General features: G+C 68.2%; 23 protein-coding genes. 12 read left to right on the top strand and 11 right to left on the bottom strand.

Features of this window, described 5'->3' with window-relative positions; all coding sequences use genetic code 11:
* Positions 1-64 precede the first annotated feature (64 nt).
* The 5 genes from AB7U46_RS01540 (at position 65) to AB7U46_RS01520 (ending at position 5,799) form a co-directional block, all read left to right on the top strand.
* Positions 65-970 carry a LysR family transcriptional regulator gene (locus AB7U46_RS01540; protein ID WP_428335165.1) on the top strand — a complete coding sequence of 302 codons (906 nt, stop codon included), beginning with the start codon at positions 65-67 and terminating at the stop codon, positions 968-970.
* Positions 971-1,048: 78 nt separating this feature from the next.
* Complete coding sequence (locus AB7U46_RS01535) at positions 1,049-2,248, top strand: MFS transporter (RefSeq protein WP_428335164.1); 1,200 nt, start codon at positions 1,049-1,051, stop codon at positions 2,246-2,248.
* Positions 2,249-2,311: 63 nt separating this feature from the next.
* The gene (locus AB7U46_RS01530; RefSeq protein WP_428335163.1) at positions 2,312-4,186 is read left to right on the top strand and encodes a hypothetical protein; all 1,875 of its coding nucleotides are present in this window, start codon (positions 2,312-2,314) and stop codon (positions 4,184-4,186) included.
* A gap of 70 nt (positions 4,187-4,256) precedes the next feature.
* Positions 4,257-5,048, top strand: coding sequence for an inositol monophosphatase family protein (locus tag AB7U46_RS01525; RefSeq protein ID WP_428335162.1), 792 nt, complete (start codon positions 4,257-4,259; stop codon positions 5,046-5,048).
* Positions 5,049-5,160: 112 nt separating this feature from the next.
* Positions 5,161-5,799, top strand: coding sequence for a hypothetical protein (locus tag AB7U46_RS01520; protein WP_428335161.1), 639 nt, complete (start codon positions 5,161-5,163; stop codon positions 5,797-5,799).
* 3 nt (positions 5,800-5,802) lie between these two features.
* Here AB7U46_RS01520 and AB7U46_RS01515 read toward each other — a convergent pair whose 3' ends face one another.
* Positions 5,803-6,498: a glutathione S-transferase N-terminal domain-containing protein gene (locus tag AB7U46_RS01515; RefSeq protein WP_428335160.1), complete on the bottom strand. Its 696-nt coding sequence runs from the start codon at positions 6,496-6,498 to the stop codon at positions 5,803-5,805.
* A gap of 119 nt (positions 6,499-6,617) precedes the next feature.
* Here AB7U46_RS01515 and mscL point away from each other — a divergent pair, with 119 nt between their 5' ends.
* Complete coding sequence (gene mscL / locus AB7U46_RS01510; protein WP_428335159.1) at positions 6,618-7,037, top strand: large conductance mechanosensitive channel protein MscL; 420 nt, start codon at positions 6,618-6,620, stop codon at positions 7,035-7,037.
* Between the two features lie 51 nt (positions 7,038-7,088).
* Here the strand turns inward: mscL and ald are convergent, their stop codons facing one another.
* Positions 7,089-8,207, bottom strand: a complete 1,119-nt coding sequence (gene ald / locus AB7U46_RS01505; protein WP_428335158.1) for an alanine dehydrogenase — start codon at positions 8,205-8,207, stop codon at positions 7,089-7,091.
* 143 nt (positions 8,208-8,350) lie between these two features.
* Between ald and AB7U46_RS01500 the strand changes: the two genes are divergently transcribed.
* Complete coding sequence (locus tag AB7U46_RS01500; protein WP_428335157.1) at positions 8,351-8,809, top strand: Lrp/AsnC family transcriptional regulator; 459 nt, start codon at positions 8,351-8,353, stop codon at positions 8,807-8,809.
* Here the strand turns inward: AB7U46_RS01500 and AB7U46_RS01495 are convergent.
* Positions 8,806-10,254 carry a TrkH family potassium uptake protein gene (locus tag AB7U46_RS01495; protein WP_428335156.1) on the bottom strand — a complete coding sequence of 483 codons (1,449 nt, stop codon included), beginning with the start codon at positions 10,252-10,254 and terminating at the stop codon, positions 8,806-8,808. The genes AB7U46_RS01500 and AB7U46_RS01495 overlap by 4 nt on opposite strands.
* Positions 10,255-10,442: 188 nt before the next feature.
* The gene (gene rpsU / locus AB7U46_RS01490) at positions 10,443-10,649 is read right to left on the bottom strand and encodes a 30S ribosomal protein S21 (RefSeq protein WP_011748553.1); all 207 of its coding nucleotides are present in this window, start codon (positions 10,647-10,649) and stop codon (positions 10,443-10,445) included.
* A 105-nt stretch (positions 10,650-10,754) separates the two neighbouring features.
* Between rpsU and AB7U46_RS01485 the strand changes: the two genes are divergently transcribed.
* Genes AB7U46_RS01485 through AB7U46_RS01475 form a run of 3 tightly spaced genes read left to right on the top strand, consistent with a single transcriptional unit; the run spans position 10,755 to position 12,909 of the window.
* Entirely contained in the window at positions 10,755-11,426 is a 672-nt protein-coding gene (locus AB7U46_RS01485) for a COQ9 family protein (RefSeq protein ID WP_428335155.1), read from the top strand.
* Positions 11,426-12,421, top strand: a complete 996-nt coding sequence (locus tag AB7U46_RS01480; protein ID WP_428335154.1) for an NAD(P)H-quinone oxidoreductase — start codon at positions 11,426-11,428, stop codon at positions 12,419-12,421. The genes AB7U46_RS01485 and AB7U46_RS01480 overlap by 1 nt, the downstream gene beginning before the upstream one ends.
* A 20-nt stretch (positions 12,422-12,441) precedes the next feature.
* Positions 12,442-12,909 carry an STAS/SEC14 domain-containing protein gene (locus AB7U46_RS01475; protein ID WP_428335153.1) on the top strand — a complete coding sequence of 156 codons (468 nt, stop codon included), beginning with the start codon at positions 12,442-12,444 and terminating at the stop codon, positions 12,907-12,909.
* Between the two features lie 61 nt (positions 12,910-12,970).
* On the opposite strand, the gene AB7U46_RS01470 is transcribed toward AB7U46_RS01475, so the two are convergent.
* On the bottom strand, positions 12,971-13,606 hold the full coding sequence (locus AB7U46_RS01470) for a ribonuclease T2 family protein (RefSeq protein WP_428335152.1): 636 nt from the start codon (positions 13,604-13,606) through the stop codon (positions 12,971-12,973).
* A gap of 135 nt (positions 13,607-13,741) precedes the next feature.
* Here AB7U46_RS01470 and AB7U46_RS01465 point away from each other — a divergent pair, with 135 nt between their 5' ends.
* Positions 13,742-14,497 (top strand): DUF1013 domain-containing protein, encoded by a 756-nt coding sequence (locus AB7U46_RS01465; RefSeq protein WP_428335151.1) that lies wholly within the window; start codon positions 13,742-13,744, stop codon positions 14,495-14,497.
* A 55-nt stretch (positions 14,498-14,552) separates the two neighbouring features.
* Here the strand turns inward: AB7U46_RS01465 and AB7U46_RS01460 are convergent, their stop codons facing one another.
* Together AB7U46_RS01460 and AB7U46_RS01455 are read right to left on the bottom strand one after the other, a co-directional pair.
* Positions 14,553-14,789 (bottom strand): hypothetical protein, encoded by a 237-nt coding sequence (locus tag AB7U46_RS01460; RefSeq protein ID WP_428335150.1) that lies wholly within the window; start codon positions 14,787-14,789, stop codon positions 14,553-14,555.
* Between the two features lie 111 nt (positions 14,790-14,900).
* Positions 14,901-16,379: an NAD-dependent succinate-semialdehyde dehydrogenase gene (locus AB7U46_RS01455; protein ID WP_428335149.1), complete on the bottom strand. Its 1,479-nt coding sequence runs from the start codon at positions 16,377-16,379 to the stop codon at positions 14,901-14,903.
* Between the two features lie 89 nt (positions 16,380-16,468).
* On the opposite strand from AB7U46_RS01455, the gene AB7U46_RS01450 reads away from it, so the two are divergent.
* The gene (locus AB7U46_RS01450) at positions 16,469-17,257 is read left to right on the top strand and encodes an alpha/beta hydrolase (protein ID WP_428335148.1); all 789 of its coding nucleotides are present in this window, start codon (positions 16,469-16,471) and stop codon (positions 17,255-17,257) included.
* Here the strand turns inward: AB7U46_RS01450 and AB7U46_RS01445 are convergent.
* Genes AB7U46_RS01445 through AB7U46_RS01430 form a run of 4 tightly spaced genes read right to left on the bottom strand, consistent with a single transcriptional unit; the run spans position 17,254 to position 21,692 of the window.
* Positions 17,254-18,240, bottom strand: a complete 987-nt coding sequence (locus AB7U46_RS01445; RefSeq protein ID WP_428335147.1) for a P1 family peptidase — start codon at positions 18,238-18,240, stop codon at positions 17,254-17,256. The two genes, AB7U46_RS01450 and AB7U46_RS01445, sit on opposite strands and share 4 nt — an antisense overlap.
* A 13-nt stretch (positions 18,241-18,253) precedes the next feature.
* Positions 18,254-19,939, bottom strand: a complete 1,686-nt coding sequence (locus AB7U46_RS01440) for an ABC transporter ATP-binding protein (protein ID WP_428335146.1) — start codon at positions 19,937-19,939, stop codon at positions 18,254-18,256.
* The gene (locus tag AB7U46_RS01435) at positions 19,936-20,751 is read right to left on the bottom strand and encodes an ABC transporter permease (protein WP_428335145.1); all 816 of its coding nucleotides are present in this window, start codon (positions 20,749-20,751) and stop codon (positions 19,936-19,938) included. The genes AB7U46_RS01440 and AB7U46_RS01435 overlap by 4 nt, the downstream gene beginning before the upstream one ends.
* Positions 20,748-21,692, bottom strand: coding sequence for an ABC transporter permease (locus AB7U46_RS01430; RefSeq protein ID WP_428335144.1), 945 nt, complete (start codon positions 21,690-21,692; stop codon positions 20,748-20,750). Before AB7U46_RS01430 ends, AB7U46_RS01435 begins: the two co-directional genes overlap by 4 nt.
* Positions 21,693-21,705: the final 13 nt, after the last annotated feature.

The following is a 21,705-nucleotide window of genomic DNA, read 5'->3' as shown; positions in this document are numbered from 1 at the left end:
TGCCAGATTCGCGGATGTGAGACAAACTCATAATCTTCAAGAAGTTTATGAGTTCTTCCTCAAGATGCACCTCGAGTTCCGGCACCTCCGAACGATCAAGGCGATCCACGATGCGGGCGGACTCGCCCGTGCGGCCGACATCCTTCATATCACGCAATCGGCGCTTTCGCATCAGGTGAAGGGGATCGAGGATCAGGCCGGGGTCGAGCTTTTCGTGCGCCGTTCGAAGCCCTTGCGGCTTTCGGCGGCGGGGATGAAGCTTTTGCGCCTCGCCGAACGGATCCTGCCCGAGGTCGAGGCCACCGAGGCGGAATTCGCCGCGCTGCGCGAAGGGCGCGCCGGGCGGCTGCATATCGCGATCGAATGCCACGCCTGTTTCGACTGGCTCTTTCCGGTGCTCGAACAGTTCCGCCGCGCCTGGCCCGAGATCGACATCGACATCCGCCCGGGCCTCGCCTTCACCGCGCTGGCCGCGCTCGCGCGTGAGGAGGTGGACCTCGTGATCTCCTCCGACCCGGAAAAGCTCGAGGGGATCACCTTCAACCCGCTCTTCGACTACGCGCCGACCTTCATCGCCGCCTCGACCTCGCCGCTCGCCGCGAAGCCCTTCGTCGTGGCGGAGGATTTCGCCGATCAGACGCTGATCACCTATCCGGTCGATCGCGCGCGGTCGGACGTTTTCTCGATGCTGCTCACCCCCGCGCATGTCGAGCCGAAGGCGCATCGTCAGGTGGAGCTGACCGCGGTGATCCTGATGCTCGTCGCGGCGGGGCGCGGGGTTTCGGTGCTGCCCGACTGGGTGCTGCGCGAGGTGAAATATCAGCCCGACTACATCACCCGCCCGGTGACGGAGGGGGGGCTGACGAAACGCCTCTACGCCGCGACGCGGGAGGAGGATGTGACCGAGCCCTTCATGGCGCATTTCCTGCGTCTGGCGCGGAGCGAGCCGGTGAAGCTGCAGCGCGCGTGATGTAACCGTCACAATTGCGCGCGTGACGCGGGGGCGGCTGTGCGGTGTAATCGCCGTCTTGCCCTACAGGATAGTCCGATGACCGCCATCCCGCAGCCCGCCCGCACGGCCTCCGCGACCGTTTTCCCGATCCTGATCGCGATCTCGGCCTGCCACATGATGAACGACGTGATGCAGTCGATGCTCTCGTCGATCTATCCGATCCTGCGCGACCATTTCGCGCTCGATTACTGGCAGATCGGGCTGATGACGCTGGCGTTTCAGGGCACCGCCTCGCTCCTGCAGCCGCTGATCGGGATTTACACCGATGCGAAGCCGCTACCCTGGTCGCTGCCGCTCGCCTCGGTCTCGACCTTCTTCGGCGTGATGGTGCTGGCCTTTGCGCCCACCTATCCGATCCTCATTGCGGGGGCGATGCTGGTGGGCTTCGGCTCGGCGATCTTCCATCCCGAATCGAGCCGCGTCGCGCGGCTCGCCTCGGGCGGGCGCTTTGGCCTCGCGCAGTCGCTCTTTCAGGTGGGGGGCAATTTCGGCACCGCGATCGGGCCGCTTCTGGCCGCCTTCATCGTGCTGCCGCTCGGGCGCAGTTCGATCGCGCTTTTCGGCCTGCTCGCGGTGATCGCGGGCACCGTGCTGACCCGGGTGAGCCGCTGGTATGGCGCGCATCTGAGGGAACGCGCGCGCAAGGCGATGGACAAGACGCTGCCGCTCCCGCGCAACCGCGTCGCGCTGGCGCTTGCGGTGCTCGCCTTCCTCACCTTCACCAAGAACATCTACATGGCCTCGATGAGTTCCTATTACACCTTCTACCTCATCGACACCTTCGGGGTGGAGACGCGCACGGCGCAGCTGATGCTCTTCCTCTTCCTCGGTGCGGTGGCGGCGGGCACCGTGCTTGGCGGGCCGGTCGCCGACCGCTGGGGGCCGATGACGGTGATCTGGATCTCGATCCTCGGCGTGCTGCCCTTCACCCTCGCGCTGCCGCATGTGGGGCTTGTCGGCTCCGGCATCCTTTCGGTCTGCATCGGGCTCATCCTCGCCTCCGCCTTCTCGGCGATCGTGGTCTTCGCGCAGGAGCTTCTGCCCGGTCGTGTCGGCATGGTGGCGGGGATCTTCTTCGGGCTGAGCTTCGGCATCGGCGGCATCGCCGCCGCGGCGCTCGGCGTGCTTGCCGATCAGCACGGCATCCGCTTTGTCTATCTGATCTGCTCGGGCCTGCCGGCGCTTGGCATCCTCACCATCCTGTTGCCGAAGCGCAGCGAGTTCATCCGCGCCTGATCTCGCCGCAGTTTTGCCGGGATTGCCTGCGAAAACCCCTGCAAGAACAAGGGCAGGTTTGTGATGTCGGGTTTTGGCAAATGGATTTCGCGCGGTGGAGCCTCCGGGCAGGGCAGGGGCGGCAGCCGGCCGCCGCCGCTTCCCGGGGCGCCGCCCGAGGGGCGCAGCTGGCGCGACGGCGCCTTCGCCTTCGACCTGATCACGCTTCTCCTGCTGGCCCCCGCGGTGATCTACTGGCTCTTGCCGGGTTTCATACTGATCGCGATGATCAGCATCATCGGCCTGCCGATCGCCATCGTCGCGATGCTCGCCGGGCTGATCGCCTTCCCGCTGCTCCTCGGTCATGCGATCTACTGGGGGCTCGTCCGCGGCTTTCCCGGGCGCCGGCGGGGGCGGCAATGGCTTGCCGGGGTCGGGCTTGGCGTGCTCCTCTTCGCGCTGGCCGGTGTCGCGATGAACCTGCCCGGGCGCCGTGCCGCGCGCGAGCTGATCGCGCAGGACCACACCGGGGAGATCCAACCGATCGCCCGGGGCGCGGTGCTCGGCTATCTCGGCAGCTCCGGCTGTGACACGACCTGCCAGCGGCTCCTGCTCAACGGTCAGGCGCGGGCGGTGGTGATCGCCGCGCGTCCGCGGGAGGCGTCGGCGGATCCGCTCGCCCTGCCGGCGACGCGCTGGTGGCTCGAGCGCAGCGGCGCGCCCTGCCCGAAGGTCAATCTGAGCCAGGGCGGCGACATCGAGCCGCGCAGCGGCGGGGAGGATGCACCCCCGACGGATCTGGTGATGGCGGCGCGGATCGCTTCGGGGGAGTGCCTGCTCTCCGCCCGCGCGACGCTCGCCGAGGCCGATACCGTCTGGGCGGGACAGCAGCTGCAGACGGCACCGCTTTACAGCTTTGCCTCCGGCACTGCGGCGCTGACCGTGAACCGGCGGCAGATCTGGCAAAGGCAGGGGGAGGCGCTGGTCGAGGTCTCGCGCCTGACCTCCGTGCGCGCCGAGGAGATCTTCCCCTGGCCGGTGCCGGTCTGGCACTGGGGCGGGATCGAGAAGCCGCACGGCGGTTATCCGCGCCGCGGCGTCAACTGGAACCGGGCCTCGCGCTATGAGGCACTGCCGCCGATGCGCGATCTGCTGCTCGACACGCTCAGGCTCGACCTCGACTTGCCGGCGGGGGGCAGCGATGCCGCGGTTGCCGCGCAGATCGCCGCGCTGCTCGACACCCCCGGCCCGCTCGCGCCCGAGGTGAGCGCGCTGATCGCGCGATTTCAGCAGAGCTTCAGCGTGAACACGAAGATCACGCCCGAGGACTGGCCCTTCTACCTGCGGCTCTTCTCCGATCCGCGGCTGACGCCCGACGCCGATATCGGCTTTGCGCTCTCGCATGCCGCCACGGCGCGCCCCGCGCTCTGGCCGGTGCTGGCCGAGGCCGGGTTCACCCGGCTTGCCGGCACGAAGAAGGAGCGTCGCGCCGCCGTCGCCGCGCTGCGCGAGGCGCCGGTCGAGGTGCTCGCCCCCTATCGCGACCGGATCTTCGCCCTCGCGTGCGATCCGGAGCGGCGCATTGAGGCCGGCGGCCTGTTGCAGCGGCTGCGCGATTTCGGGCCGGAGGGGCAGGCGGCGCTGCTCTGGCTGATCGACGATGCCGGGCGGTTCTCGGGCGAGGCCTGGCAGGCGCCCTATCTCGCCGGGATGATCGGGCTGTGCAAGGCGGGCCCCGCGGCGCAGGCGCTCGCGCCCGGGATGCAGGCGCGGCTGAACGCGGGGCAGATCCGGCAGAACGGCGCCTACCTCGATCTCGCGCTCTCGACGCTGCTGCAACTCGGCATCCCGCCCGAAGATTTCCGCGCCCCTTTCGAGACCGGGGAGAACGCGATCACCCCGACGCATTTCGACCTGTTGGTGAAACGGTTCCGCGCGCAGCCCGACTGCGGCTATTGACCGCCGGAACCCCCTTGGAATCCACGGCCCGCGCGTGTAATGCAGGCCCCTGAACCGAAGGAGCCCCCCGATGCAAGGCAGTGCCAATCTCAACCTGATGATCAAGGCCGCGCGCAAGGCGGGGCGTTCGCTGGTGAAGGATTTCCGCGAGGTCGAGAACCTGCAGGTCTCCTCCAAGGGGCCGGGCGACTTCGTGTCGAAGGCCGACCGCGAGGCGGAGCGCATCATCAAGGAAGAGCTGCGCGCGGCGCGCCCCTCCTATGGCTGGCTCGGCGAGGAGACCGGCGAGGACGCGGGCGAAGACCCGACGCGCCGCTGGATCGTCGATCCGCTCGACGGCACCACCAATTTCCTGCACGGCCTGCCGCATTGGGCGGTCTCGATCGCGCTCGAGCACAAGGGCGAGGTCGTCGCCGGCGTGATCTTCGACGCCGCGAAGGACGAGATGTATTACGCCGAGAAGGGCTTCGGCGCCTATATGAACGAGACCCGCCTGCGCGTCTCGGGGCGGCGCAACATGCTCGAGTCGATCTTCGCCACCGGCGTGCCCTTCGGCGGCCGCTCGACCCTGCCCGCGACGCTGCAGGATCTCGCCCGGCTGATGCCGGTCTGCGCCGGCGTGCGCCGCTTCGGCTCCGCCGCGCTCGATCTCGCCTATGTCGCCTCGGGCCGCTACGAGGGCTACTGGGAACGCGGGATCAACGCCTGGGACATCGCTGCCGGGCTGATTCTCGTGAAGGAAGCGGGCGGCTTCATCGGCCCCGTGCGCGAGGGGCGCGAGATCTTCGACTCGAATTCGGTGATCGCGGCCAATGCCGAGATCTTCGAGCCCTTGTGCAAGATCATCCGCCAACCCGCTTGATCTTGTGCTGACTTCGTTCACGTGAACGGAATGCGAACATTCGCACGTGTCGTTCACGAGTTGTTCACTGCGTCGTGACAAGGTTATCCCATCACCAGAAGGGGATAGCCGAATGTTTCAAGATGCTGCCTGGACGCTCGACGGGGAATTCGACGTTTTCGCTCACCCGGTCGCGGCCCTGTTTCCGATCGAATCCGCGATGGAGGAGATCGGCCGCGCCGCGCGCGACATCGCGTTTTGTGAAAGTGCCGATGCGATCGCCTGTGGCCGGATCTCGGTGCTGCGCGACATGATCGCCGCCTGCCGCACGGAGATCGCGCAGCAGGAGGATGACGAGGTCGCGGCCGAACTTCTCGTCGCGATCGACGGGCTGGGCGAGGATCTCGCCTCCTTCGAGGAAACGCTGCCGCTCGAACGCGCCTTCCGCGCCGATCAGCGCGACCATGCCGTCACCCGGATCGAGGCGGCGCAATCGCGGCTGCGCGGGTTCATCGCCGATCCGCAGATCGAGGCGGGGCTGTTCGACCCGCGGCTGAGCCGGGCGGAAGTGGTGGACCTCGCCGAGGCCGCGCTTGCGCGCAGCCCGGCGGAGATCGTGGCGAGCGCCCGGGCCGAGGCGAAGGCGCGTCTCGCCGGCGCACCGATCCCTTCGCCGGAGGGGGCGCCCTACCATTTCACCCAGCCGGAGGGCTGGATGGCCTGGCTCGTCACCCGCATCGCCGAGCGCGTCGGCCAGCGGCTGACGCATTAGGGTTCAGTCGCGCTTCGGCACGTTCAGCCCGCGCTGCACCGCGGGGCGGGCAAGGAACCGCTCGAGATAGGCGGTGACGTTCGCAAGCTCCGCCATGCCGACAAGATCGGCGGCCTTGTAGCCGTCGCGCAGCGAGCGCAGCCAGGGCGCGATGGCGATATCGGCGATCGAATAGTCACCCGCCACCCAGTCGCGCCCGGCAAGCTGCGCGTCGAGCACCTTGAGCAGGCGCGCGGTTTCGGCGCGGTAGCGTTCCTTCGGGCGCGGATCCTCGATCTCCTTGCCGGCGAAAGCATGGAAGAAGCCAAGCTGGCCGAACATCGGGCCGATCCCGCCCATCTGGAACATCAGCCATTGCAAGACTTCGTAGCGGTTCGCATCCGGCAGGAATTTCCCGGTCTTCTCCGCCAGATAGATCAGGATCGCACCACTCTCGAAAAGCGGCAGCGGCTGGCCCCCCGGCCCATCGGGGTCGATGATCGCGGGGATCTTGTTGTTCGGGTTGAGCGAGAGGAACTCGGGCGTCGTCTGGTCGTTCCGGTCGAAACGCACCAGATGCGGTTCATAATCGAGGCCGCATTCCTCGAGCATGATCGAGACCTTCACGCCATTCGGCGTCGGCAGCGAATAAAGCTGGATCGCCGCCGGGTTGGTGGCGGGCCAGCGGCGGGTGATCGGGAATTGGGAAAGATCGGTCATCGGAACCTCCGGTTTTGCCGCAAGGGTGGCGGATTTTCCCCCGAAGGAAAAGATGCGCCACCGCAGAGGCTGTGTTAACCTTCGCACGCTGTCACCTCCCACAGCATCACGAGGGAAAAATGCTCAAAGAGTTCAAGGATTTCATCGCCCGGGGCAATGTCGTCGACATGGCCGTGGGTATCATCATCGGCGCGGCTTTTACGGCGATCGTGAATTCGCTCGTCGCCGACCTCATCAACCCGATCATCGGCGTGATCACCGGCGGGCTCGACTTTTCGAACCTGTTCGTGAACCTCGGCGCGGGCGATTACGCCTCGCTCGCCGCGGCGAAGGAAGCCGGCGCGCCGGTCTTCGCCTATGGTTCCTTCATCACCGCGGTGATCAACTTCCTGATCATCGCCTTCGTCGTCTTCCTGCTGGTGAAGGCGGTGAACCGCGTCAAGGATGCGGCCGTGAAGAAGGAAGAGGCCGCGGCGGCGCCGGCCGGCCCGACCGAACTCGACGTGCTTCTCGAGATCCGCGATTCGCTGAAGAAGTGAGGCGCCGGAACGGTATGCAAAGGCCCGGTCATGCGACCGGGCCTTTCTCGTTCAAAGCGCCAGCGCCTCGGCGCCGGTGATCGCGGGCAGGCCAAGCGCCGCCCCCACCGCCGGATAGGTGATCTGCCCGGCATGGACATTGAGCCCCGCAAGCAGATGCGGATCGTCGGCGCAGGCCTGCCGCCAGCCCTTGTCGGCCAGCGCCAGAACGAAGGGCAGGGTGGCATTGCCGAGCGCCTGGGTCGCGGTGCGTGCGACGGCCCCCGGCATGTTCGCGACGCAATAATGCAGGATGCCCTCGACCTCGTAGATCGGATCCTGATGCGTCGTCGCATGCGAGGTCTCGAAACAGCCGCCCTGGTCGATCGCGACATCGACGAGCACGGCGCCCGGCTTCATCGTCTTCAGCATCGAGCGGGTCACGAGCTTCGGCGCGGCGGCGCCCGGAATCAGCACGGCGCCGATCACCATATCGGCCGCGGCGACGAGCTCGGCGGTGGCGGCGCGGTCGGAATATCGCGTCGTCAGCCGCCCCATGAAGACATCGTCGAGATAGCTCAGCCGCGGGATTGAGCGGTCGAGCACGGTGACATGGGCGCCCATGCCGGTCGCGACGCGCGCCGCCGCGGTGCCGACCACGCCGCCGCCGATGATCACGACATTCGCGGGCCGCACCCCGGGCACGCCGCCCATCAAGACGCCGCGCCCGCCATTCGCCTTTTGCAGCGCCCAGGCGCCGACCTGCGGCGCGAGCCGCCCCGCCACCTCCGACATCGGTGCGAGCAGCGGCAGCCCGCCATTGCGGTCGGTCACCGTTTCATAGGCGATGCAGGTTGCGCCCGATTTCACGAGATCCGCGGTCTGCGCCGGGTCGGGGGCGAGGTGCAGATAGGTGAAGAGCAGCTGCCCCGGGCGCAGCATCGCGCGCTCGATCGCCTGCGGCTCCTTCACCTTCACCACCATCTCCGCTTCGGTCCAGACCGTGGCTGCATCGGGGGCGATCCGCGCCCCGGCGGCGGTGTAATCGGCATCGCTGAAGCCCGAGCCGGTCCCGGCGCCCGACTCGATCAGCACGTTGTGCCCATGCGCGACGGCCTCATGTGTCGCCGCCGGCGTCAGGCCCACGCGAAATCCCTGCGGTTTGATCTCCCGCACGCATCCGATCTTCATTGGCTCCTCCCAGAGCTGTCCTCTCCTCGGCCCATCCTGCGCGCCAAGGCGTGAAAACGGATTGAATTCCGGTTGCGGTTTTCCGCGTTTTGCACGCATATCTTCCGTCAAACCATAAAACGACCGAAGAATGTTGCGCGACCATGAACCTTGACGCTACGGATCGTCGGATCCTCTCCGTGCTGCAACGGCAGGGGCGGATCTCCAATGCGGAACTGTCGGAGCGGGTGAATCTTTCCGCCTCGGCCTGCCATCGCCGGGTGCAGCGGCTCGAGGAGGAGGGTTATATCCGCGATTACGTCGCGCTGCTCGATGCGCGCAAGCTGGGCTGCCCGACCACGGTTTTCGTCGAGATCACGCTTTCGGGGCAGGCGGACGAGGTGCTCGAGGCCTTCGAACGCGAGGTGAAGAAGATCCCCGACGTGCTCGAATGCCATCTGATGGCGGGCTCGGCGGATTACCTGCTCAAGGTCGTGGCCGAGGATACCGAGGATTTCGCCCGCATCCACCGCGCGAAGCTCGCGCGGCTGCCGGGCGTGCAGGGGATGCAGTCGAGTTTCGCGCTGCGCACCGTGTTCAAGACGACGGCGCTGCCGGTTTAGTCGCGCCAGAACCGCGGCAGGAACAGCACGAAGATCGCAAGCATGCCAAGCCGCCCCAGCAGCATCGCGATCGACATGATCCAGGTCGAGGCGTCGTTGAAATCGACCATCGTGCCGGTGCGCGCCACCATCGGCCCGACGCCGAAGCCGATATTGCCGAGGCAGCCCCAGATCGCGAAGAGCGCCGAGGTGAAATCGACGCCGGCCATCGACATCGCCACCGACAGCACGCCGAGCGTCAGGATATAGCCCGAGACATGGAGCATGAGCGGGCCCATCGTCGCCTCGTCGAGCGGCTTGCCGTCATAGCGCGGCTGCACCACGCGGTTGGGCGAGTGCAACTGCCGGATCGCGGCGGAAAGCGCCGAAAGCACCACCTGCACGCGGAAGACCGAAAGCGCGCCGGAGCTTGACCCGGTGCAACCGCCGATCAGGCCAAGCAGGAAGGCCACGACCATCGCGAAGGCGCCCCAGGGCTCGATCGCGCCGACGCCGAAGCCGGTGCCGGTGAGCAGCGAGGCGAAGTTGAAGGTGGTCTGGCGCACGATCGCCTCGAAGGGCGCCTGCTCGCGAAAGGTGCGATAGGCGATCACGATCACGCTGAAATAGACGAACCAGCGGAGGAAGGCGCGCACCTGGCTGTCGCGCCAGAGCGCCTTGCTTTGCCCCTGCAGCAGCTGGAAGAAGCGGATATAGGGCATCGCGCCGAGCATCATGAAGACGGTGCCGGCATATTGCGCGGCGGGCGACCAGGCGGAGAAGCCCGCGTCCGAGGTGCCGAACCCGCCGGTGGCGATCGCCGCCATCGCATGCACCACCGCGTCGAAGACCGGCATTCCGGTGATCACGAAGACGATCGCGCAAAGCACGGTGAGCCCGGCATAGACCTCGAGCAGCGAGATCGCGATGTCGCGCGCGCGCGGCAGCACCTTGCCCAGCGTGTCGAATCCCTCGGTCTGGAAATAGCGCATGCCACCGATGCGCATGACCGGCAGGAAGATCATCGCGACGAAGGCGATGCCGAGACCGCCCATCCAGTTCAGCATGCCGCGCCACAAAAGCACCGAGCGCGGCAGCTCCTCGAGCCCGGTGAAGACGGTGTATCCGGTGGTGGTGATGCCCGAGACCGCCTCGAAATAGGCGTCGGTCAGGCTCACGTCGGGCTTGCCGTGGATGAAGGGCAGCGCGCCGAAGGCCGGCACCACGATCCAGATCCCGGCGGTGAGCAGATAGGCCTGGCGCAGGGTGAGGGCGGCGGGCGCCTCCGAGCGCGAGGCCATCGCGACGAGCGTGCCGAAGAGAATCGTCTCGAGCGCCGCCTCGAAGAAGGGCCAGCCGTTCGGATTGCCGTCGAGGAGGTCGATTCCCACCGGCGCCAGCATCGCGACGCCAAGGGCGAGCAGGATCAGGCCGAGGTTGTGGAAGACGGGGCCGAAGTCGGTCATCGGAGGCTCGGCGATGCGACGGGGGGCTGGGGCAAGGCGCTCACGTTCGATGCGGTGCGGGTTGGGCCAGAGAGGGGCCGTATCGGCGCGAGATTGGCCGATCGGCAGGTAAAAAACAACCAAAAACCCCCGAGGAATCCCCGGGGGTCAAGGTGCGAGACCAAAGCCCCGCCAGCGTTTTCAAACGCTTAGAGAGCGCCTTCGCGCTGGGCCTTCTTACGCGCCAGTTTACGGGCACGGCGGACGGCTTCAGCTTTCTCGCGCGCTTTCTTGACCGAAGGCTTTTCGAAATGCTGCTTGAGCTTCATTTCACGGAAAACCCCCTCGCGCTGAAGTTTCTTCTTCAGAGCACGAAGCGCCTGTTCGACGTTGTTGTCGCGAACGCTGACCTGCATGTGGTGTCACCACCTTCCTAAGTTAGAGTTGCATCGAGGTGCAGGAAGCGGCCATATAGCAGGGGTCCGGGCTTTTGTCCATCACCTGCGCGAAAGGGAAAAGCCATGAAAAACGACCATTTGGATGTGGCCCGCGCGAAGGCGGAATTGCTTGCCGCGATCATGCCGCATGTGCCCTTCGACGGCTGGTCCGATCCCGCCTTCGATCAGGCGGTGCGCGATCTCGGGCTCGAGCCGCGGCTCGCCCGGCTTGTCTGTCCGCGCGGCGCGGTCGATCTGGCGGTCGAATATCACCGGGCGGCGGATCGCGCCTTGGTGGCGAAGCTCGCCGAGACCACGCTCGAGGGGCTGAAATTCCGCGAGAAGGTCGCCGCCGCGGTGCGGATGCGGCTCGAACTCGTCGATCCGGAACTGGTGCGCCGCGCCGCCTCGGTCTTTGCGCTGCCGCAGCATGCGGCGACCGGCGCGCGCCTCGTCTGGGAGACGGCGGATGTGATCTGGCGCGCGCTCGGCGACACCAGCGAAGATTACAACTGGTATTCCAAGCGGTTGACGCTTGCGGGCGTGATCTCCTCGACCGTGCTCTACTGGATGGGCGACGAGAGCGAGGGCCATGCGAAAAGCTGGGAGTTCCTCGACGGGCGCATCGGCGACGTGATGCAGTTCGAGAAGGTGAAGGGCGCGGTGATGAAGCTGCCCTTCGTCGGCGGTTTGCTCGGCGCGATCCGCGCCCCCGGCCCGTCCTCCGCGCCCGGAACGACGGGGGAGGGCGCATGATGACGCTTCCGACGCAGATGCGGGCGGTGGAAATCTCGGCGCCGGGTGGCCCCGAGGTGCTGAAATCGGTGAGCCGCGCGGTGCCGGTGCCGGGCCCCGGCGAGATCCTGATCGAGGTGGCCTATGCCGGGGTCAACCGCCCCGATGCGCTGCAGCGCGCGGGCGCCTACAAGGCGCCGCCCGGGGCTTCCGACCTGCCCGGGCTCGAATGTTCGGGCCGGATTGCGGCGCTTGGCGCGGGCGTCGGCGGTTGGGAGATCGGCGACGCGGTCTGCGCGCTGCTGCCCGGCGGCGGCTATGCCGAATATGTCACCACCCCCGCAGCCCATGCGCTGCCGGTGCCGCCGGGCATCAGCCTGCGCGACGCCGCCTGCCTGCCGGAAACCTGCTTCACCGTCTGGTCGAATATCGTGATGCGCGGCGGGCTCGCCGCGGGCGAGCGCTTCCTCGTCCATGGCGGCTCCTCCGGCATCGGCACCACCGCGATCCAGATCGCGACCGCGCTTGGCGCCCGGGTCTGGGCGACGGCGGGCTCGGCCGAGAAATGCGCCGCCTGCGCCGCGCTCGGCGCCACGGCGATCAACTATCGCGAGGAAGATTTCGTCGAGATCCTGCGCGCCGAGGGCGGCGCCGATCTGATCCTCGACATGGTCGGCGGCAGCTATATCGCGCGCGACATCAAGGCGCTTGCCGATGACGGGCGGCTCGTCTTCATCGCCTTCCTCGAAAGCCCGAAGGCCGAGATCAACTTCGCCCAGGTGATGCTGCGCCGGCTCACGATCACCGGCTCGACGCTGCGCCCGCAATCCGACGTGGCCAAGGCCGAGATCGCGCGCCAATTGCGCGAGCGGGTCTGGCCGATGGTCGAGGCGGGCAAGCTGCGGGTGATCCACGATTCGACCTATCCCCTCGATCAGGCCGCCGCGGCGCATGCGCGGATGGAAAGCTCCGCCCATATCGGCAAGATCGTGCTCGCCGTGAACGCCGACCTCTGACCGAAGCGAAAGGACCGACCATGACCACCCCCGCGGCCAAGGGCCATTTTACCATTCTCGACGGCTTTCCGAGCGACGTTCTCGCGATCGAGGCGCATGGCCGGATCGACCACGACAGCTACACCACCGAGCTGATCCCCGCGATCCAGGCGAAGATCGCGGCCGAGGGCAAGGTGAAGCTCTTCTACCGGATCGGCGCGGAGTTTTCGGGCTACACGATGGGCGCGGCGATGGAGGATGCGAAGGTCGGCTTCCTGCATCTGGCCGATTTCGCGCGCGTGGCCTTCGTCAGCGACGTCGAGTGGATGAACCTCGCGGTGAAGCTTTTCGCGCCGATGATCCCCTGCCCGGTGCGCGTCTTCTCCGAGGCGGAGACGGCGGCGGCGAAGGCCTGGATCGTGGCGACGGACGAACCGAAGGGCGGCCCCGAGGTCGCGGCCGATCACAAGCTGCTGACGATCGAAGACCGGATGCCCCCGGCCGACTGACTTTTTCTTGGCGAAAATACTCCGCGGGGGTCCGGGGGCGCGAAGCCCCCGGCGGCCTGCGTCAGCGCACCCGCTCCATCAGCGCATCTTTCATCGTGCAGTCGCGGATCACGTCGGCCCCGCATTTGCGCAGCTTCATCTCCTTCGTCAGGCAGATCCGCGCCTCCTGGATCCGGCCGTCGGCGCAGGTGATGGTGATCTCCTCCCGCGTCATTCCCGGATTGGCCTCGAGAAAGGCCTGCTCGACCACCGCGGCGGGCAGTTTCACGTCGCGGTTCAGGCGCTTGAACACATCCGGGATGGCGATGCTGGCATAGGCCATGCGCGCCGAGGCGTAGTAATCGGCGGCGGAGAGGCCCGAGCAGCGGCCGTGTTTCTTCCACTGATACCAGGCCGCGCCATCCGACCCCATCACGTCCTCCATCGCCTCCGACTGGCGGCGCGTCGGGTCGCGCTCGGTGGTGCGGCAATAGCTCGGATAGCCGCGCTCATTTTGCGGCCAGAGCCCGTGGAGCACGAAATTCGCATCGCGGAACGGATCGCATTGCGAGGCGCCGCGCCCGGCGCCCTCGGTCGCGCACCAGGAGGGCGACCAGCTCAGCGAGAGAACATAGTAGTCGAAATCCCCCGCGCGCTCGCCCTCGGCGTGGGCCGCCGAGGCCGCCAGGAGCGCCGCTGCCAGCAGTGAAAAACGCATTTTCTCTTCCCTCCGACCCGTTTCGGCCCTATATACGAGCGCAATTCCCCACCAGAGATGGACCGCGGCCGGGGGGAAGCCCAGGCCGCAGCCGATTTCTCGGCCCGGGAGAGATATGTTTAGAGGATCGCAAAGATGACGAACAAGCCCCTGATGGCCAAGGCCACCGCCGTGTGGCTCGTGGACAATACGACCCTGACCTTCAAACAGATCGCCGACTTCTGCGGCATGCACGAACTCGAGGTGCAGGGCATCGCCGACGGCGACGTCGCGGTGGGGGTGAAGGGCTTCGACCCGGTCGCCTCGAGCCAGCTCGACCCGAAGGAGATCGAGAAGGGCGAGGCCGATCCGATCTACAAGCTCAAGCTGAAATTCAACGCCGCCGCCGTGGGCGAGGACAAGCGCCGCGGGCCGCGCTACACGCCCCTTTCGAAGCGGCAGGACCGGCCGAACGCGATCCTCTGGCTGGTCAAGTTCCACCCGGAACTCGCCGATGCGCAGATCGCGCGCCTCGTCGGCACCACCAAGCCGACGATCGCCTCGATCCGCGAGCGCACCCACTGGAACATCCAGAACATGACCGCGATCGACCCGGTCGCGCTTGGCCTCTGCCGGCAGTCGGAGCTCGACGGCGAAGTGCAGAAGGCCGCGAAGAAGCGCGCCGCCGAGGGCGTGATGTCCGATGACGAGCGGCGCAAGCTGGTTTCGACCGAGCAGTCGCTCGGCATGTCGACCGAGCCGCGGATGCCTTCCTCAATCGCCGGTCTGGAGAATTTCTCGCTCGGCACCAGCGAGGAGGAAGAGGCCAATCCGAAGGATTTCTCGGATGCGGACAGCTTCTTCAACCTGCCGCATGGCGAGGACGACGAAGAGGAAGACGATCAGCACTGAGCCCCGCGCGGGCCTGGCCGAGCGTCAGACGAAAGGCCGCCCCGGGGCGGCCTTTTCATTTGCGGCGATGGTGCAGGGTGAGGGCGCGCAGGATGCGGCGCAGCCGGCAGCGGGCGGCCTCGGTTTCCTCGCCGGCGGGATCGGAGGCCAGGATCTCGGCGAGGCGATAGGCCTCCTGCACCGCATGGTGCCGGTCCTGCGTGGACATCGCGGGAGCGTCGCGCCGCTCGGGCTCCTCCGCCTCTGGCGCCCTGTCGCGCCCCGGAAACCGGATGACGTTTTTCCCGCCCATTCTAAGGCCTCGCATTGCGAAAACGCATCGCGAGACCCTTTAGCACCGGGGGCGTCTGAACGCTTTGGTTCAGATCAATTCCCCCGGCTTACGCTTGCGTCATCTTGTCGCTCAGATCGAGAGACAGATGTATTTCAGCTCGAGATAATCCTCGACGCCGTGGTGCGAGCCCTCGCGGCCCAGCCCCGACTGTTTCACCCCGCCGAAGGGGGCGACCTCGGTCGAGATGATGCCGGTGTTCACGCCGACGATGCCGTATTCGAGCCCTTCCTGCACGCGGGTGATGCGGCCGATGTTCTGGGCGTAGAAATAGGAGGCAAGGCCGAAGATCGTGGCGTTCGCCTTCTCGATCACCTCTTCCTCGGTCTCGAACTTGAAGAGCGGCGCGACCGGGCCGAAGGTTTCCTCGGTGGCGACCTTCATCTCCTGCGTCACGCCGGTGACGACGGTCGGTTCGAAGAAAGTACCGCCGAGCGCGTGGCGCTTGCCGCCGGTGACGACGGTGCCGCCGCCTTTCACCACATCGGCGATATGGCTTTCGACCTTCTCGACCGCCTCGGCCGAGATCAGCGGCCCGGTGGTGATGCCCGCCTCGAGCCCGTCACCCACGGTCAGCTTCGCGACCGCCGCCGACAGTTTCGCGGCGAAGGCGTCATAGACCCCGGCCTGCACATAGATCCGGTTCGCGCAGACGCAGGTCTGGCCGTTGTTGCGGAACTTCGACATCATCGCGCCCTCGACCGCCGCGTCGAGATCGGCGTCGTCGAAGACGATGAAGGGCGCGTTGCCACCCAGCTCCATCGAGCATTTCATCACCTGGTCCGCCGCCTGACGCAGCAGGATCCGGCCGACCTCGGTCGAGCCGGTGAAGGTCAGCTTGCGCACGGTGTGGTTCTCGCAGAACTCCTTGCCGATGTCGGAGGCCTTGGTCGAGGTGATGACCGAGAAGATCCCCTTCGGCAGGCCGGCGCGTTCGCCAAGCACGGCAAGGGCGAGGGCCGAGAGCGGCGTGTCCTCGGCCGGGCGCGCGACGAAGCCGCAGCCCACCGCCAGCGCCGGGCCGCATTTGCGGGTGATCATCGCGTTCGGGAAGTTCCACGGCGTGATCGAGCCGACGACACCGATCGGCTGCTTGATCACCTGGATGCGCTTGTCGCGCATGTGGCCGGGGATCGTCTCGCCATAGATGCGCTTCGCCTCTTCCGCGAACCATTCGATGAAGGAGGCGCCATAGGCGATCTCGCCCTTCGCCTCGGGCAGCGGCTTGCCCATTTCCGCGGTGAGGATCGCGCCGAGGTCGTCCTGGTTCGCCATCATCAGCTCGAACCACTTGCGCAGCACGTTGGCGCGTTCCTTGGCGGTGCGCGCGGCCCAGTCCTTCATCGCGACGCGGGCGGCCTCGATCGCGCGGGCGGTCTCGGCGCGGCTCAGGTCGGGGACGGTGCAGATCACGTCGCCGCGGGCGGGGTTCTTCACCGCGAAGGTGGCGCCGTCATCGGCGTCGATCCACTCGCCGGCCACATAGGCCTTGGTGCAAAGCAGCGAGGGATCCTTGAGAAGGGATTTGAGGTCGGTTGCGGTATCGAGCATGTTTGGTCTCCCTGGGTTGGGCATTCCCGCAGGGAAGCACGGGGCCGCGGGCTTGTCCATTGGCCGCCGTGGAAAGTGAGGAGGGGAAAGTGACCGATCTGGACGACGCCTATGCCAATATGGCCTATGCCCCGGGAGGTCCGCATTACCCCGCGCTCTGGGCCGAGACGGCGGCGGCCTTTCGCGGCGCGGCATTGGCGGCGGGGATGGCGCAGCTCGACCTGCCCTATGGCCCGGGGGAGCGGCAGCGCCTCGACCTCTTCGAGCCGCAGGGGCGGCGGCGCGGCCTCGTCATCTGCTTTCACGGCGGCTACTGGATGCATCTCGATGGCAAGGGCTGGTCGCATCTGGCGCGTGGCCCGCTCGCCGAGGGCTGGGCGGTCGCGCTGCCCTCCTATGCGCAATGCCCCGAGCAGCGCATCAGCGGCATCACCCGGCAGATGGTGCAGGCGGTCGAGGTGCTGCACCGGCGTCTGGGCGGCCCGATCCGGATCTGCGGCCAGGTCGGTGGCGGGCATCTGGCGGCGCGGATGCTCTGCCCCGGGGTGCTCGCGCCCGAGACCCGGGCCGCGATCGAGAAGGTGGTGGCGATCTCGCCGCTCGCCGATCTTGCGCCGCTGATGCGCACCTCGATGAACGCGGCGCTGCAACTCGATGCGCAGGAGGCGGTGGCGGAAAGCCCGATCCATTGCCCGCCGCCCGAGGTGCCGGTGCATGTCTGGGTCGGCGCGCGCGAGCGGCCGGTCTTCCTCGAGCAGGCGCGGGGCCTCGCCGCGGCCTGGCATTGCCCGCTCACGATCGAACCGGAGCGGCACCATTTCAACGTGATCGAGGGGCTCGAGGGGCCATCGCCCTTGCTCGAGGCGCTGCTCGGCTAGCGCAGGCTCTGCCAGCTTGGCTGCAGGTCGCCCGGCATCGGTGTCGCGGCAAAGACCGCGCGCGCGATCGCCCGGGCAAGGCAGTTCGCCGCGGCATGGCCGAGCGCGAAAGTATCGGCGAGCGGATCGGTGAGCGGGCGCGCCCCGGTCGCCGCCGCAAAGACGAGATCGCCGTCGAGCGGCGTGTGGCTCGGCACCAGCGCGCGCGCCATGCCGTCATGCGCGGCGACGGCCATGCGGGCCGCCTGCGCCTTCGTCAGCATGGCATCGGTGGCGACGATCGCGATCGTCGTCGCCTCGCCCAGCCGCTTCGTGGGCGCGGGCTCCGCCGTCGCGGGATAGGCGCGCGCGGCACCGAGGCCGCCGAATTCCGCGCCGATCTCCCAGGGCGCGGCCCAGAACGACCGGCCCTCGCCCACCGTCGCTGATCCCAGCGCATTCACCGCGACGAGCGCGCCCACGGTGAGCCCGCTTTCGAGCCGCGCGGAGGCCGAGCCGAGCCCGCCCTTCAGGTTCCCGGTCATCGCGCCATAGCCGGCCCCCGCCGAGCCGATCGCGAACTCGCGCCCCGCGCTTGCCAGCGCCGCGCGGCCGAGCGTTGGGTAGGGGTTTTCGCTCCAGCGCTTCTCGCCGCCGTTGAGCAGATCGAAGAGGATCGCGCCCGGCACGATCGGCACGCGGATCTCGCCCACGGCAAAGCCGCGCCCGGCTGCGCGCAGCCCCTCGGCCACGCCCGAGGCCGCCTCGAGCCCGAAGGCCGAGCCGCCCGAAAGCACCAGCGCATCGACCTCCTGCACCAGCCGGTCGGGGGCGAGCAGGTCGGTCTCGCGCGTGCCGGGGGCGCCGCCCATCACATGGACCGCGGCGGTGAAGGGCCGCTCGGCGGTGAGCACGGTCACGCCCGAGCGCAAGCCCGCGTCCTCGGCATTGCCGACGATCAGCCCGGCGACATCGGTGATCAGGTTCCGCGGCCCGGTGCGCATCGCTCGCTCCCTTTCATCTTGCCGAAAATACCTCGGGGTCCGGGGCGGCGCCCCGGTCCTCGGCCTCCGCCTGCCACTCTGCCGGAATGCGCGGCGCGGCGGCAAGCAGGCGCTGCGTGCAGGAGTGTTCGGGTGCCGTGAAAAGCCGCTCGGTCGGCCCCGACTCGACGATCTTGCCCGCCTGCATCACGAGGCAGCGCTGGGTCACCGCGCGCACCACGTTGAGGTCGTGCGAGATGAAGAGATAGGCGAGATCGTGGCTGCGCTGCAGCCGGGCGAGAAGCTCGAGCACCTGCGCGCGGATCCGCAGATCGAGCGCGGAGACCGCCTCGTCGAGCACGATCAGCTTCGGTCGGATGATCAGCGCGCGCGCGATGGCAAGGCGCTGGCGCTGGCCGCCGGAAAACTCGTGGATGTATTTCGTGGCGTCGCCGGGGCTAAGGCCGACCTCCTCGAGCGCCTGCGCCACGCGCGCGCGCCAGTCGTCGGGGCGGCCGGTGAGGTGGAAGGGCTCGGCCAGAAGCCGCTCGACGCGCTGGCGCGGATCGAAGGAGGCATAGGGGTCCTGAAACACCGCCTGCACATCGGTGCGCCGCTGCCGCGGCATCTGCGGCGAGACGGCATGGCCCGAAAGCGTGATCCGCCCGGCGCTGAGCGGGTCGAGGCCGAGGATCGCGCGGGTGAGGGTGGATTTACCGCAGCCCGATTCCCCGACGAGGCCGAGGCTTTCGCCCGGTGCGAGGGTGAAGCTGACGCCATCGACGGCGCGCAGTTCGGGATGCGGCGCGAAGGGGGAAGGGCGCGGCAGGCGGTAGCGGCGCACAGCCCCTTCGACGGCGAGCAGCGGGGCAGCGTCGGATTTCGAGTATTTTTGCCAAGAAAAAGACGCATCTGTTTTTTCTTGGTCCAAATACTCCTGCGACGGTGCCGCCGGGCGCGGCGTCGCCGCGGCGAGCAGGGCGCGGGTGTAGGGCACCTTCGGTGCGCGGAAGAGCGCCTCGGTCGGCCCTTCCTCGACGATGCGCCCGGCCTGCATCACCGCCACGCGGTCGGCCATCGTCGCGGTGACGGCGAGGTCGTGGGTGATGAGCAGCAGGCCCATCCCCTCCTCCCGCACGAGGTCGCGCAGCAGGCTCAGCACGCCGGCCTGGGTGGTGACGTCGAGCGCCGTCGTCGGCTCGTCGGCGATCAGCAGGCGCGGGCGAAGCGCGATGGCGAGCGCGATCGCGACGCGCTGGCGCTGCCCGCCCGAGAGCTCGTGTGGGTAGAGCGTGAGCGGGAAGCGCGGCTCGGTCAGGCCGACGCGGTCGAGCCGCTCGCGGGCGATGGCGCGGGCCTCGGCGCGGCCGAGGTGGCGGTGGATGCGCAGCGTCTCCGCGACCTGATCGCCGATCGTCATCAGCGGGTCGAGCGCGGTCATCGGCTCCTGGAAGATCATGCCGACCTCGGCGCCGCGCAGCCGGCAGAGCGCAGGTTCGTCGAGCGCGGTGATCTCGCGCCCGTCGAGGCGGATCGCGCCCGCGCGCGCCGCGCGATGGGGCAGCAGGCCCATCACCGCAAGCGCCGTCATCGACTTGCCCGAGCCGCTTTCGCCGACGAGGCCGAGGATCTCGCCGGGGGCGAGCGTGAGCGAGACCTCGCGCAGGATTTCCGTGTCGTCGATCGTGACGGAGAGGGTGTCGATGGCAAGCAGGCTCATGCGCGCCGCTCCCGCAGCCGCGGGTCGAGCGCGTCGCGCAGCCCGTCGCCAAGCAGGTTCAGCCCGAGCACGGTGAGCACGATGGCGAGCCCCGGGAAGATCGCGACATGGGGCGCGAGGGAGACCATCGTCTGCGCCTCGGCCAGCATGCGGCCCCAGCTTGGGGTCGGGGGCTGTGCGCCAAGGCCGACATAGCTCAGTCCCGCCTCGGCGAGGATGCCGAGCGAGAACTGGATCGTCGCCTGCACGATCAGATAGGGCGCGATATTGGGCAGGATGTGCTCGAGCGAGATCAGCGGGCGGTGCTTGCCGGCGACGCGGGCGGCGGCGGTGAAGTCGAGCGTCCAGAGCGGCAGCGCCGCGGCGCGGGTGACGCGGGCGAAGACGGGGATGTTGAAAAGCCCGATCGCGAGGGTCGCATTGGTGGCCGAGGGGCCGAAGCTTGCGGTGATCAGGATCGCGGTGACGAGCGCGGGAAAGGCGAAGATCAGATCGTTGAGCCGCGCGATCAGCGCATCGAGCGCGCCGCCGTGCCGCGCCGCCGCGGCAAGGCCGAGCGGCACGCCGAGGCCAAGCCCGATCGCCACGGCCAGAAGCGCTGTGGCGAGCGAGACCCGCGCCCCCGCCATCAGCATCGAGGCGATGTCGCGGCCGAAATGATCGGTGCCGAACCAATGCGCGGCCGAGGGCGGCTGCAGCTTGTGCGCGATGGCGAGCGCGGTCGGATCCCAGGGCGTCCAGATGAGCGACAAAAGCGCGGCGGCAAGGGCCGCGGCGGAGAGCGTCGCGCCAAGGGCAAGGGCGGGCCTCATCCGCGCCTCCGCAACCGGGGGTCAATCGCGGCATAGGCGAGATCGGTGACGAAACTCACCATGATCACCGCGACGACGAGCAGGAACACGGCGGATTGCACCACGATCAGGTCGCGCTGGGTGATCGCCTGAAAGATCAGCCGGCCAAGGCCCGGCAGGTAGAACACGTTCTCGATGATGATCGCGCCGGCGAGCAGGAAGGAGAATTGCATGCCGAGGATCGTCAGCACCGGGATCAGCGCATTGCGCAGCGCGTGGTGGAGGAGCGCCTGCGCGCGGCTCAGCCCCTTCGCGCGCGCGGTGCGGATGTAGTCCTGCGCCAGCGCCTCGATCAGCGCCGAGCGCAGCACGCGCGCGAGGATCGCGGCCTGCGGCAGGGCAAGCGCGAGCGCGGGCAGCACGAGGGCGCGCAGCGCGGCAAGCGGATCGGCCCAACCGGGGAAGCCGCCCGCCGGCAACCAGTGCAGGCGCAGCGCGAAAAGCGTGACGAGCAGCATCGCGAACCAGAAGTTCGGCACCGCGACGCCGAGCTGCGTCGCCCCCATCAGCATCGCGTCGGCGGCGCGCCCGCGCCGTGCGGCGGCGATCAGCCCGACGGGCAGTGCAAGCGCGGTGGAGAGCGCGAGCGACAGCGCCGCGAGCGGCAGCGAGAGCGCGAGCCGGTCGGCGATCAGCCCGGCGACCGGCACCTTGTAGGTGTAGCTCAACCCGAAATCGCCCCGCGCCATCCCCGCGATCCAGTGCAGGTAGCGGCTGGCGATCGGCGCATCGAGCCCCATCGCCTCGCGCAGCGCCGCCACCGTGTCGGGCGCCGCGTTGAGCCCCAGCATGTAGCGCGCGGGATCGCCCGGCATCAGCTGCAGCGCCGCGAAGATCACGACACTCGCGGCGAGCAGGCTTGCCGCGAGCGACAGCGTTCGGGTGAGAAGAAAGCGGCCCATCGCGGCGAGAGTT

Source organism: Paenirhodobacter sp. (genome assembly GCF_050177655.1).
Taxonomy (GTDB): domain Bacteria; phylum Pseudomonadota; class Alphaproteobacteria; order Rhodobacterales; family Rhodobacteraceae; genus Rhodobacter.
Note: the sequence above shows the minus strand (reverse complement) of the source record. Positions and strands in the feature narration are given on the sequence as shown.